The sequence below is a fragment of the Sulfolobus acidocaldarius DSM 639 genome (assembly GCF_000012285.1).
GTDB classification, from domain to species: Archaea; Thermoproteota; Thermoprotei_A; order Sulfolobales; family Sulfolobaceae; genus Sulfolobus; species Sulfolobus acidocaldarius.
This window is the reverse complement of the sequence record NC_007181.1, coordinates 857,167-869,940: the sequence shown is the minus strand read 5'-3', so window position 1 is coordinate 869,940 and position 12,774 is coordinate 857,167. Positions and strand designations below refer to the sequence as shown.

The 12,774-nt window shown below is 35.3% G+C and carries 11 protein-coding genes; 5 read left to right on the top strand and 6 right to left on the bottom strand.

From position 1 onward, the window contains the following. The 3 genes from SACI_RS05085 to crn1 all read right to left on the bottom strand — a co-directional run bounded on the left by SACI_RS05085 (position 1) and on the right by crn1 (position 2,529). Positions 1 to 798 carry an ABC transporter permease gene (locus SACI_RS05085; protein ID WP_011277924.1) on the bottom strand — a complete coding sequence of 266 codons (798 nt, stop codon included), beginning with the start codon at positions 796 to 798 and terminating at the stop codon, positions 1 to 3. Between the two features lie 194 nt (positions 799 to 992). Next, a complete protein-coding gene (locus tag SACI_RS05080; protein WP_011277923.1) occupies positions 993 to 1,802 on the bottom strand; it encodes an alpha/beta fold hydrolase in 810 nt (269 codons plus the stop codon). Between the two features lie 190 nt (positions 1,803 to 1,992). Beyond that, positions 1,993 to 2,529, bottom strand: coding sequence for a CRISPR-associated ring nuclease Crn1 (gene crn1 / locus SACI_RS05075; RefSeq protein ID WP_011277922.1), 537 nt, complete (start codon positions 2,527 to 2,529; stop codon positions 1,993 to 1,995). 243 nt (positions 2,530 to 2,772) lie between these two features. On the opposite strand from crn1, the gene SACI_RS05070 reads away from it, so the two are divergent. The 5 genes from SACI_RS05070 to SACI_RS05050 all read left to right on the top strand — a co-directional run bounded on the left by SACI_RS05070 (position 2,773) and on the right by SACI_RS05050 (position 9,798). Continuing rightward, positions 2,773 to 3,354: a hypothetical protein gene (locus tag SACI_RS05070; protein WP_011277921.1), complete on the top strand. Its 582-nt coding sequence runs from the start codon at positions 2,773 to 2,775 to the stop codon at positions 3,352 to 3,354. Positions 3,355 to 3,540: 186 nt separating this feature from the next. Beyond that, positions 3,541 to 5,253, top strand: a complete 1,713-nt coding sequence (locus tag SACI_RS05065; RefSeq protein ID WP_015385543.1) for a hypothetical protein — start codon at positions 3,541 to 3,543, stop codon at positions 5,251 to 5,253. 235 nt (positions 5,254 to 5,488) lie between these two features. Then, positions 5,489 to 6,352 carry a DUF973 family protein gene (locus SACI_RS05060; protein ID WP_011277919.1) on the top strand — a complete coding sequence of 288 codons (864 nt, stop codon included), beginning with the start codon at positions 5,489 to 5,491 and terminating at the stop codon, positions 6,350 to 6,352. A 739-nt stretch (positions 6,353 to 7,091) separates the two neighbouring features. After that, positions 7,092 to 8,297, top strand: coding sequence for an MFS transporter (locus SACI_RS05055; RefSeq protein ID WP_011277918.1), 1,206 nt, complete (start codon positions 7,092 to 7,094; stop codon positions 8,295 to 8,297). Continuing rightward, positions 8,284 to 9,798: a xylulokinase gene (locus SACI_RS05050; protein ID WP_011277917.1), complete on the top strand. Its 1,515-nt coding sequence runs from the start codon at positions 8,284 to 8,286 to the stop codon at positions 9,796 to 9,798. Before SACI_RS05055 ends, SACI_RS05050 begins: the two co-directional genes overlap by 14 nt. On the opposite strand, the gene SACI_RS05045 is transcribed toward SACI_RS05050, so the two are convergent. From SACI_RS05045 to SACI_RS05040, 3 genes are all read right to left on the bottom strand, one after another. Next, positions 9,787 to 11,199 carry a pyridoxal phosphate-dependent decarboxylase family protein gene (locus SACI_RS05045; RefSeq protein ID WP_011277916.1) on the bottom strand — a complete coding sequence of 471 codons (1,413 nt, stop codon included), beginning with the start codon at positions 11,197 to 11,199 and terminating at the stop codon, positions 9,787 to 9,789. The two genes, SACI_RS05050 and SACI_RS05045, sit on opposite strands and share 12 nt — an antisense overlap. 196 nt (positions 11,200 to 11,395) lie before the next feature. Continuing rightward, complete coding sequence (locus SACI_RS11835) at positions 11,396 to 11,590, bottom strand: hypothetical protein (protein WP_011277915.1); 195 nt, start codon at positions 11,588 to 11,590, stop codon at positions 11,396 to 11,398. 251 nt (positions 11,591 to 11,841) lie between these two features. Beyond that, positions 11,842 to 12,696: a metal-dependent hydrolase gene (locus SACI_RS05040; protein ID WP_011277914.1), complete on the bottom strand. Its 855-nt coding sequence runs from the start codon at positions 12,694 to 12,696 to the stop codon at positions 11,842 to 11,844. Positions 12,697 to 12,774: the final 78 nt, after the last annotated feature.

The window sequence follows — 12,774 nt, the reverse complement described above, 5'->3', positions numbered from 1 at the left end:
TTAAATTGACCTCCCTTCTTCTAAAGGCTTGAGATACAGGTTTCTTATGAACATCAGTGCTAATACTGACAAGAGACCTATCCACGATATTAGAACTATAAGGGGTAACACAGGGGATATGGAGGAATTAACATTTCCAATAAGGTAAAGTGGTGGGTCTTGATTCATATAAGCATAATAAGATAACATAGCTATATTCACGAAGGGACTTCCTAAGCCTATATTTCCTAAGTTAGTGTATAGATAAGAAAAGCCAAAAAGATAACTAATGATTAATGGCAAGAAACTAATGACATTACCTATTTTTCTAGTGGTTTTCAGGCTTAAAATGTTCAAATCTATTGAAAGTGCAGTGTAGAAAAGCCCAGTAAGTATAAATACGGGAGCGAAAGCTATTATATTTCTTGGAAGTGCAATATCGTAACCAAACTTACTTCCAAACAACAGATATGTTGTCGCCAACATAATTCCTGAGACTATCATGATAACTATTGTAATTCCCGAGTATATTGAGAGCAAATAGTATAACGGTGATAGTCTGGAAAACCTAAATAGATGGGAAAGACCACCTGTTTGATAGTTAAGCATGAAAGTTGAGCTCACTGCAACTGCACTAGAGGCTAATAGAGCAATTATAGCATACCAACTTGCTATATAATATTGACTGTACTGTGCTGGTACACCCTTGGACTGTATGTAAGCCCCTATGACCTCCCAGAATATCATGAACCCTATAGCCCAGAAAAGGACATATGGATTCCTTAACAATCTTTTTACGGTGTATTTCAACAGTTCCATGATACTGTATGCGTATTTTAGATTTATTAGCTATCAAAAAAGTTCAGAAATTGAACCAACCTTCGAGACAGAGATGATTACGTCCAATTTGATCACTTAGAGAGACCTAGGATAACGCTAGACCAAGACCGTTCTAGGCATTTGCATCTGTTCTCTCAACTTTAAAGGTCTATTAAAGTCGATAGTCCATTCGCCTAATCAAAAAACGTAAGTATAGCATTATTAACTTCCTCAGGGTTTTCAGCATGTGGCCAATGTCCTGCGTCGTGGATTTTCACCAACTTGTAGTCTTCAAATTCCTCCCATAGCCTATCAACCCATGAAGTAGGGAAAAGAGGATCGTTTTCAGCCCATAATACTAGCGTTTTACTCTTTATTTTCCTTATGTTGTTCCACCTAAAATGAGAGACATATGCCCTATACCAATTCACAAGGGCTTTTACAGAGTAAGGCTCTTCATATACTTTGAAATACTCCTCCTTTTCCTCTTCTTTAAATTTCCTGACAGTCAGATGGTCTAGGAAATAGTTAATGTAATCTCGCAAGTTGCTAGTAATCATTTTTTCAGCAATAGGAATTTGATGGAAGAAGATATACCAGTACTCATTAGCTATGTCTCTCCATCTTCCTCTCATGCCCTTGTATGCTGGATTAATTAAAACTAGGTCACAATTAGTTTCCTGGGCTATGAGTTGTGAGACTATTGAGCCAATATCATGACCTAAAAGGACAAAGTCATGAATATCTAATTTATTAAGAGCCTCCATTATCTCCTTCGCCTGAACTTCAACACGAAAGTCGTCCACATCGTAATCCCCCTTTTCAGAGTGTCCAAATCCCTTAAAATCTAACCTAGTGACCTTAAACTTTTTTGATAAGACATCTACATTATGTCTAAAGTCATAGCAGAAACCTGGTATTCCGTGGAGTAGTACCAGATTCCTCTTTCCTTTTCCGCTTTGAGTAAAATGTAATTTCCTTCCTCCAACAGAAACAAAATCCATTTCATTAAAATATTAATAAAACTCTTTTAAAAACTAAAGTATAATGTATTATAATCCTCTTAATTCATTAGTCTAAGTGGGAAATACGATTGTATTTCACATACGAGACTTTTTCTAGTACGTTGTGCCTTCTTTAATTAATAGTTAAATGAGTTGAAATGAATATAAAAACGTTGAAAGTTACTTTATATTAAATCTCAAAAATTATGGTCCTCGCATTGCTAGAAATTAAGCTACAGTAAGTGTTCTTCAAATCTTGCCTACAATCCCTTGTATCCTTAATCTCTGGAATGTCCTTTAGTTGTTTTATCAGATCATTTATCCTCCTATATTCATCCTGAGGAATTATGGACGTAACTATCTTAGCTCCCTTTGACTTAGCAGCTAATGCAGCAGCTACAGACATGCCTTTCCTACCCCCTGTTATATCGACATAGTCCTCAGAGCTGATATGGTTGTTCACAAAGGCTTTGAAATCCTTAAGATCCTGCTCTGTATTTATATCGTTTATTGATACTGGAAACTGGATTATCTCGACCTTAGAGAACCTCTCTTTCAAACAGCACACAAACATTAATTTAACGATTTTCCATGCTTTTTCAACCTCAGGATCTCTTGTTGTTATAACTCTTATCTCATTAATATCAACTCCATTTTTCGCTAGATACAGAAAAGTCTCTAATATTCCTCCTGGTGAAGTTCCTAAAGTAGCCACGAGTTTTGTCATGGTAGAGTTTTAAGTTAAATACATTTATTAAGATTTCTGGATACCACGTCTTACGAATCTAAAATACGATATAAACGTCATAAATGGAATTTAAGGAGTATATAACATTTAATCTGACTTCCTCTAGGCAATGAATGGCGAGGCTCTCCTTGTTATATGAGCCTGTCCTGTCAAATATATTCTCTGCTCGAAACTTAATCATAAATTAGAATTTTATATGTAAATCGCGTAATTAGTAAAGTAATGAGGAAATTTCATGATATTATTAAAGATTGTAAGTATTACGCTTTTGATGACGACACTATATATGACTTAACAGAGTGTGAGATTTTAGAACCATTTCTACCTGTAAAGATACTGAAATTTCACGTAGATAGAACTCTGAATAAGGTGAATGAAATTTCGATAAAAACAGACCACTTGGAAGCCAGTTTAGAGCTAATAGAAGATATATCTTTTCTTGAAAATTCCAACTTTAGAAACCTGATAACCTTATTGAATACAGAGCCCGTCTACGCAAACTTGCTCTTTAGGAAGTCAAAAGTGAATAGTCTGACATTAGTTTTGAGGAACATGAAGATACTAAAAATTTCATATCCTCACGATATAGGTGATAGTTTATTTTATGTAAAAGTTTTCATAGATTACGCCGATAAATTTAATACTGTTCATATTAACAGCGAGAATGATGCGATAATATTTCTTAACCTAGCGAGAGATAACTTACCAGGTAAGGTTTCTGTACTATCTGGCACCGTAATAGATGTAGAAAAATCTACTAGTGATAGGTATTTAAACTTTATGAAGTTTTTAAATCTAACGTAAGTTTTAATGAAGTTTTTATTACAAAATTTCTTGTCGAAATCTTTTTTTAAAAGTGAACTATTATGTAACATATGGAGTTAAAAACTGAAACTATAAGAGTGAAAAAGAGGATGTTAGACTTAAACAGCTATAAGAGGTCTGAGATAAGGTCGTTAAAGCAGTTTGTATCATCTCGAGAGGACTGAGATGAATATATGTGAAAGGGGATATTACACAGTTTTTAATTACACCTCAAAACTTGAATTCTGCCCTTCACTTACACGTATGCAATACTATAAACTGATTCTACCTTTTACAGTAAACAGTGTGCAAATATTTGACATTACTGAGGGAAAAAAGAAAGTAGAGGCTCAGGTAGGGGACAATAGATTTGCAGAAGTGTTAGGAGCACCTCTTAACCCCAACATTAAAACACATATAATCAGTGTGAAATGTCGTAGGGTTAAGGACAACAGAGTATTCTCTCTCAAGTTCCGCATAGACATAATTCCTAACACAACACTTATGACTTCACCCCTCTTCAATTCAAACAGTGAGTGTTTACTTTCAATCTTTTTGACACGCCATCCAATGGAGGAAAGCAAAAAATACTATCTTAATGATTATGAACTTCCTCGCTTTAACTTGGATCTTCAAAGGGGAATAAAGGAAATTTTACAAGAGCAAGTTGATAAGTATCTCTTTGTAGTTCCAGAGGTTGACGACTATAAATTAATTTACGGATATAACCCTGATTTTGGTTTTTTGCCTATTCCCACTATGCTTACCGATGTGGAGATATTAAGGATCGGAGTGAATGATAGTTCAAAAAACAACGAGACTAGCTACTTCGCCAATGTACATCTGTTACCTGGGGAAAACCTCAAGGGATATATTCGTCATGATTATTATGTTAATAAAGAATTTTTAGATAATTTGCCTAACAGTATAGTTAAACTTTATGTAGATTCATTACTTTCTGAGGCTGAGACTAAGAAGCCAAAATTACGTTTGAGAGAATCATTAAGGTTGTTAATGAATCCCAACAATTATGAGTCTGACTACGTTAATTTAGAATCTAGTAACTTGACATTTAGGCAAGGGGATGTAATCTTCACTAAAATAAATCCTGAGGAGATAATACAAAATACCTTTGATGAACTACACTTCCTCCTTTCAAATTTAGATGTAAAGTTGTTTTCTAGAATGTACAGATCAATATTTTGGTTTTATGAAAAAGAGTTATTGAAGTCATACTATGGCACAAGTGGTATAGATAAGAGTATTGAAAATACATTTGAGACAGGCAAAGAAGGAATAGAGGAGATATCGAAGTTTATTCCCCTAAATTCTCTTGTCAATTTTATTTCTACCTCTTATAACGAGAATGTCAATATATTACTTGAGCATATTGAACAGCTTAGAACTAGAAAAGTGCATGAGACAGTAGCCTTAATCTTCTCACTACTTATTTACATTAACAACCTAATGAGAAATAAGAGGATAGACCTTTCTTTTGAGGGAACTCCCCAAGTAGATAGAGGTATAAATGTTCTTGGCTTAAACCATTTACTGGAAGGTAAAATAATAGCAATTCTCCCATTTATCACCTCTGATCCAATGAGTTTCGCCATATTTCACACTAGGGATAACGAATTTTCCAAAATAAACGGTATCGATAAGGCGGGTTACTCATTACTACCCATCCAACTAACCCAGATTGTACTATTTGAACCTCCATTAAAAATAACTCACAGAGAACATAAGGATATAACAGTAATTGGAGAAAAGGGGAGAATCTACTCCTTGATAGCGAAAATCACTGAAATGGTTATCCCCAACAGAGGTTTCAACAGTAGAATTGCCTATGGCTACAGGGACTTCAGGGAAATATTGAGGGTCAGGTCTATTTTACGTTAATCAAACATATAATTTTATCTTAATACAAGCTAGAAAGTCCTTTAATTTAGGTCATTTTAGTGCTCGTTGATGTAATTACAATCAAATTTTGTAGCTCGAGATGATTCAATGTAGTTAAGTATAAGTAAGTTAAATTATGTCAGATAAATATTAATAGGACTGTAATCTGTACTTCACTCAATTTTTTTATGGATTAAGGAAAAGTTTTTAAAACTAGTAATTCAGTAAGTAAATGATGAAGTCTAACTCTAGTGCTCTTGGTAGAATCAAGATAGGATCACTCTTTTTGGAGTTATCATCGATTCTGTTTATAGTTTCGATAATAGTAGTGTTATATACAGCGTTTAACACAGTAGCAAAATATATCAACACGAGTAATGGTGTTAGTGGTTTAAATCAATCACAGTTACAACAAGAGCTCCTTAAACAGTTAAATACACCACTTATTCATGCGATACCTATAATCGTTACAGTAATTGCCATAATAGGATCAATCTTAATTTTAACTGGATATTTAAATGAAAAGATTAAGACAAACTACTCTGATTTGGGTAAAGTTGGAACGATAATCATGATTATCGGGGCAGTAGTTTACGCCTTACCAGTAAATCTCTTTGGGGATATTATATTTGTAATAGGTCAAATTATTCTTGGTATATCATTCTACAGAACCGGGGAAACATTCAACGAGGGATCACTTAAAAACGCTGGTATATTAGTCGCATTGCCTTTCTTGATCACTCAGGTAATTGGATACGCACTGAGCTATATCGGAGTAAATAAAGTGATTAGAGAACTAAATAGTGCTAAAAAGACTGTAAAGGTAAGTTCATTGGGAAGCGGAATAATTAGAGGAAATGGTATTTTAACCATATCACTGTACTCTGACAGTGACGTTTACATCACTCAAGCTCAAATAGTAGGCACAAATTACATCTCTACTTCTATAACGCCTAATTATTTAAAACATGGATTTAATAATATAACAATAGACTTTAACAACCTATCTTTAAACTTGATCCCCAACTCACTTTACACCGTGAGATTACTACTTGCCAATGGAGACAGCATAGATATTCAGGTTACCGCACAACCCTAGACAGCGTAAAGCTTTCTACACCAATTAAAAAGATTTTTTGTATTAAACGCCCAGACTTTAACCCTTGACTAAAGATTTCACATATCCTTTAAAGAGCTGACTTCCTCCTCGCCATAAATGACGAGGTTTTCCTCACATTCTAAAGATTATGCGGTTTTATTTCTATCCTACACATGAGTTAAAAGTCTAATTTGACCATATTTTGGTACAAATAAAGTATCTTTAACTTGCTAAATTTATTTTAAAAATATCCTTTTCTACCCAGTTTCTAAGGTGTTTACTTACCATTCATAGTGACTGTTATAGATTATCAAAATGTATACATAAAGTTCGCTATTTCTGATTATGAATCAACGTTCTTTTTAAAGGTATTTTTTACTAAAGATTGAGAGTGATGTATAATAGAGAATATAAATCATTTAAATATATAATGTTGATATAGTAAATTTTAGTTTAAAATTTTGCAATTTTGCGTCGAACATGATATAAATTCGAACACTAAAAGAAATACACGCAAAAGTAAAAATATGAGAAGAAAACCTTATTTCAATAGCGTTCAATAAAAGCATAGAGAAAACCTACTAAATTTCTTGCGTAATGAACCTTTCTCTTGAGACTGAAAAAGCTGGATTTTTGAAATAATATTATGGTTCAATATTACTTTTAATAATTATTTCTCCTTAACCTAACATAATAAGTAAATATAAAAAATACATATCTACAAATTTAATAGATAGTAATGAATTACAAGTGGGCGGTATTAAGCTCATATATGTTCGTTGCAGCCATATCACAACTACTTTGGTTAAACTTCGCATCAATCACCACACCAATAATGACCGACTTGTATAATGTTCCTGCAGAAGACATAGGCTTACTATCTGCAATTTGGCCTCTAATTTTCATTCCCCTTTCTATACCTGCTGGAATAATAACCGATAAAAAAGGCTTCAAATATGCCGTTTCCCTTGGAGCACTAATTATGGCTGTGTTTTCAGTGGCGAGAATATTCTCAGGAGAAAACTTTACACTCTTATTAATTTTTCAGTCACTTGCAGGAGTAGGTCAACCTTTCGTTTATACTTCCATCTCAAAAATGGTTATTGAGTGGTTTGAGGATAAAGAGAGAGGTTTAGCCACGGGTTTAGCTGTTATAGGGCAATTTCTGGGTTTAATGTCAGCTCTAATTTTCACTCCGATGCTGGTTCCAGATACCAATTTTTCTGAATTTCAGACAATGCTTATAGTTTACTCAGCCATATCTGTCTTAAGTCTTATCATATTCACGGTTGTAGCAAAGGAAAAGAAAGTGAGTTCCACAGAATCCAACATGATTTCATTTGGTGTGGTAAAAGGAGTCTTAAAATCTACGGACTTCATAATTCTTAATGTGCTTTTCTTCATAGGGATAGGCTTTTTCACAGGTATTCTGACCTGGATCGAGAGTATACTAGAACCAAGAGGGATAAGCGTAACCGACAGTGGAGTTATAGCTGGACTGATACTTATTGGTGGAATATTCGGTTCAATAGTCATTCCATTTTTATCAGATAAACTACAGAGAAAAAAGATGTTCTTCCTTTTAGACTTTGGTATCTCAGCTATAATGCTATACTTCATAACAGTTTCGAATGATTTCATCATATTGAGTGTTTCCACTTTCCTCCTGGGATTTTTCCTAGTATCAGCATTGCCTATCGGTCTAGATTACTCTGCACAACTAGTAGAGCCAAACATGACTGGAACAATTCAAAGTATTCTATGGTTAATAGCGCAAGGAGGGGCAGTCTTACTTATACCCGTTATGGGGTCATTAGAAAATCCTGTATTATATCCAAATAATCCTTTCCTTCCATCAATGATCTTAGTCATTATATTAGATGTAGTTTCACTTGTGCTAAGTTTATTCCTAAGAGAGGGGAGGGCAAAAAATGAGCGAAGATAAGTACGTTATAGCCTTCGATGTAGGAACTACATCAACAAAATGTGGAATAATCTCGCTTAAAGACTTTGAAGTAAGAAAATTGGTTTCGACTAAATCAATAGTAAACTATCCCAAAAAGGGCTGGGCGGAACAAGATGCTAACAAACTGTGGGAAACAATAGTGGATTTAGGTAGAACTGCTCTAGAGGACTTCAAATTTACCATAAGTGGGTTAGTTTTCGATGCCCATATGGCCGGAGTTATTCCTGTTGATGCAAGTGGAGAACCACTGAGAAATGCCATAATTTGGTTGGATGAGAGGGCATCAGGACTGCCTGAAGATTTGTGGAAAGGTGTAATTAAGCTTCAAGGATACTCTATACTTAAGCTGTTAAAATTCCTCAGGATTACAGGTGGTGCACCCAGTAAGACAGGAAAGGATGTTATATCAAAGATTATCTGGATAGCTCAAAACGAAAGGGACATCTTCTCAAAGACATATAAGCTATTAGACATTAAGGGCTTTCTAATTAGTAAAGCTTCTGGCGTTTTCGTCACAAGTCATGATGAGGCAAGTCTCTCCTGGTTGGCTGATACCAGAACTGCAAGGGCTATATGGTCAGATGAGATTTTAAGGGACTACAAAATAGACAGAAACCTATTACCTGAGATCAAGAAATCTACAGATATTGCAGGATATGTAAAAGGGGAAGTAGCTAAGTTATTCGGGGAAATACCAGTATTTGTGGGAGCAGGAGACCTTACCGCATCAGCTGTTGGTTCTGGAGCCGTAAAGGAAGGAGAACCACATATATACATCGGCACCAGCGACTGGGTGGCATCACATATTTCTAAAAGAAAAGTCGATGTATTCCACTACGTGGGTAGTATATTGAGTGCTATACCGGGAAAATATCTATATGTAGCAGAACAGGAAGTTGCAGGTGGGGCAATTGAATGGGTAATGAGACTTTTAGGGATGGAAAGGAACTATGAGGAGGTTGAGAAGTTAGTAAAAAGTATTGATAAAACGAGTCTTCTATTCCTACCGTGGCTTTATGGCGAGAGATCTCCCATCGACGACCCTACAGTAAGGGGTGGAATCCTGAATATCTCTTTAGAGTCAAGTAAAGCAGAAATATTGAGGGCAGTTATGGAGGGTGTAGCATTAAACATAAAGTGGGTGTTTCCCCTTGTAGCTAAAGACGTTAAAGAGGTGAATATTGTTGGCGGTGGAGCACTTTTTGATTCGTGGTGTCAGATAGTAGCCGATTCCATAGGGCTACCGGTAAAAAGAGTTAAGAGACCTGAACTGACGGGGTTAAGGGGATTAGGGGCAATAGCTTCAGTAGGACTAGGTGTTTATAATAGTTTTGAAGAAGCTTGCTCAAAGTTTGAAATCGATAAAGTGTTCATGCCTGACTCAAACAACTCCCTGAGGCTTAACAAAAAATTCAGAGAGTTTATAAATGTTTACAAAAGGCTCAAAAAAACCTATAGATCGCTTAACTCAAGACCTTGATGGTCTGAAAACGTATTCATTTATCACTAATTTTAGAACATTTTCTACTAGCTCAGGTGGCATCTCATGCATCAATTCATTAATTAAAGTAGGATTCGATGGGAGCTTCCCCTCCTCAATCCCCAACGCTCTAGCTATGCTTTGAAGGTCATTAAAATCTTGTAGAGGCGGCAAGGTCAATCTTTTACCCCTAAGCTCAATGGTAGCCCGTTCTAAGTCTCTTAAGAATTCGTCTACCACTTTATCGTGTCCAGGTGCAATAGTCAGGTGAATACTCTTGGGAAATCCTAGTATTCTTGAACCCGGCTGATATTGTATAAACCAACCCTTCATTAGTGTCGGTAATTCAGCTAAATTAAACTCCTCAGATGTGAAACTAACTATACCTCCCAATGGTTTGCCTAATATTCTATAACCCATTTTCGGCAGTTCATTGGTTAATTTGATTCGCGTGTTTAGTATTCTATTTGCTAGCTTTCGGTAACCATCTTTTCCCAGCCCATGAATTATTCCCCATGCAGCAGCCAGAGGTCCTGCAGACCTTGTGGAGAGCACAGAAGTATTTACAATCGGATAGCCAGGCCATCTAGACATCACAAATATGCTTCCCTCCCTATACGAAGAGTTTCTAAATAAAACTACTGAGGCTCCTCTGGGGGCATAGCCGTACTTATGTAAATCAGCAGATATGGAGGTAACTCCTTCTAAAGACAAATCAAAAGGGGGTATTGGTTCTCCTAGGTCACGTAAAAAAGGTAACAAAAATCCTCCAATACAAGAATCTACATGTAGCCATAACTTCTTATCTTGCGCAATCTCAGATAGAGCTTTAACGTCATCTATGGTTCCGAACGGATAGTTAGGGGCTGAAGCTACTATCATTGCTGTGTTTTCTTTTAGCTTGCTCTTTAAGTCCTCAAGGTCGACAGTAGTCCTCTCAGGGTCTATTTTTACGGGAGTGACTTTCATACCTAAATAGTCAGAAGCCTTATTGAATGCGGGATGGGCAGTGACCGGTAATAAAATTTCAGGAATGACACTGCTGTGTCTCTTTAAAAAATAATCCCTAGCTGACTTTGTGGCTACCATTATACTTTCGGTACCACCAAACGTGAAGTTACCAACTGTCTCTTCATTACCTCCAAGTAAAGAAGAAGCCATTGCGATTATATCGTTCTCGAACCTAAGTACGCTAGGATATACGGTGAAGTCCAACATTGTCTTGTTTATAAACTGGTTATATAAGGTCATTGAAACCTCTATTACGTCCTCTGGTAATCCCAGTGAATAAATATGACCCCACATTCTTCCACTTAATGGTTCATTGTCATTACGAGAGTAGGTTTTAGCTATTTCATAAATATCTTGTTTACTTAATGGTTTATCAGGAAAAGCTTTCATAATTAATTAGAGTATAAAGATCAATAAAAATCTAAGTATAAAAGGATTAATTAAAAATAATCTAGTAAAATTTTTAATATTTTTTTAACTTAAATTTTAAATGAATCCTTCATAAATCAATAAAATAAGAATCTCTTTTAGATTGCCCCTTAGTAATAAATTGCGGGTAATCTGCTAACCATTTTATAAGTTATTTTCAATTACACCCATTAAATACTTTATCTAACTTTCTCTTTTCCTTGTCTGAACCATTTCTTATATTAAGCCTTTCCACAACTATTAGATATCTGATAGTGTCGTCAATAGAGGATAAGTTCTTCTCGTCTTTTATCCTCTTTAGCATACACGCTGTAGATTTTATAACTCGTAGCGTGGTGTATTTTCTATCCATAACCTAATTACTTCCTTTGTTACTAATAAAATCTGTCTTACTTTATCACCTTTTATATTCACTCTTATTAATTTATAGATAAACAGAAGAAAACCAGTATACATAAGTTTTATCAGAAAAAATGCAAAAAGTAGAAATTATTGTCTCATCTCGACTAATATTCATTTAGAATTGATCTGAGTACCATATAATTAAAATTAATGGAAATCACTCGAATTTTCCAAAAATGCTAAGAGGGTTAATTTTAAGTTTCATAAGACAACTTCCTTCTTCCTCATCTTAACGTGTAGGTAGGCTAAAATAATTCCAACTGCCAATGACGGAATTACTAGGTAAACAGCCTCAAGTGAACCTATTGACAATGGAGAGAACAGTTGACTCCCCTGATACAGGATTAATATGAATCCTATAGCCATAGTCACAATTATCGGTCTTCTACCAACATTCCTTCTCCTCCAAACCTCTCCAGCCGCATAAAACATGACTATTCCTATAGAAATTATAATGTATTTTACGAAGACTACATACAGAAATTGGATCAACCAATTCAGAAATCCGATTGTCAATTGTTCATTCAATATAATGTATATTCCAGAAGCGTAGAAGACTGCCCAATCCACTAACATTGAGTTTTTAAATGGTCCATATATTCTTCTCCATGGTTCCTTCTTAGGCTCTCTTAAATCCTTGTCAGCAGTACGTTCAACCAATCTAGTTGGATCCTCTAAGTACCATGCTGGTCTCCTACCTCTCCCTGACTCCTTCCCCTCGTAATTTAATTTGTATTCCTTTATCAATCTAGTCAAGGGGAAAAATAACTCTACGCCCCTATCGGAGGGACTTGTAAAAGCGTCAAAAATGACATGGGTTAAAGCTCCTATTCCAATATATTTGTTGAATAGAAAAAGTGCAATGATGAAAAATATGTTATGAAATAATGCTCTGTGTAATTGCATTCTCCTAAATATGTCTCTCTTTAAGAGAGTATACTCTCTATCCAAATCAGGTATCGCTGCTCCTATTCCAACTAATACAGCTAAGTCCACTCTGTGAAAGAGAGCCAGTCCTAAAGCTAGGGCTAATAGAATATGCGAGTTTAGGTTCATTTGATATACGAGAGACGTTTAAATATATTAAGATTTTTCATATCATTAATTTTGACTTCCTCACCGCCAAAAGGGTGA

Bases quoted from the DNA above. Each gene is read 5' to 3' on its own strand.
- SACI_RS05085 (WP_011277924.1), bottom strand. From the start codon at position 798: ATGGAACTGTTGAAATACACCGTAAAAAGATTGTTAAGGAATCCATAT.
- SACI_RS05080 (WP_011277923.1), bottom strand. From the start codon at position 1,802: ATGGATTTTGTTTCTGTTGGAGGAAGGAAATTACATTTTACTCAAAGC.
- crn1 (WP_011277922.1), bottom strand. From the start codon at position 2,529: ATGACAAAACTCGTGGCTACTTTAGGAACTTCACCAGGAGGAATATTA.
- SACI_RS05070 (WP_011277921.1), top strand. From the start codon at position 2,773: ATGAGGAAATTTCATGATATTATTAAAGATTGTAAGTATTACGCTTTT.
- SACI_RS05065 (WP_015385543.1), top strand. From the start codon at position 3,541: ATGAATATATGTGAAAGGGGATATTACACAGTTTTTAATTACACCTCA.
- SACI_RS05060 (WP_011277919.1), top strand. From the start codon at position 5,489: ATGAAGTCTAACTCTAGTGCTCTTGGTAGAATCAAGATAGGATCACTC.
- SACI_RS05055 (WP_011277918.1), top strand. From the start codon at position 7,092: ATGAATTACAAGTGGGCGGTATTAAGCTCATATATGTTCGTTGCAGCC.
- SACI_RS05050 (WP_011277917.1), top strand. From the start codon at position 8,284: ATGAGCGAAGATAAGTACGTTATAGCCTTCGATGTAGGAACTACATCA.
- SACI_RS05045 (WP_011277916.1), bottom strand. From the start codon at position 11,199: ATGAAAGCTTTTCCTGATAAACCATTAAGTAAACAAGATATTTATGAA.
- SACI_RS11835 (WP_011277915.1), bottom strand. From the start codon at position 11,590: ATGGATAGAAAATACACCACGCTACGAGTTATAAAATCTACAGCGTGT.
- SACI_RS05040 (WP_011277914.1), bottom strand. From the start codon at position 12,696: ATGAACCTAAACTCGCATATTCTATTAGCCCTAGCTTTAGGACTGGCT.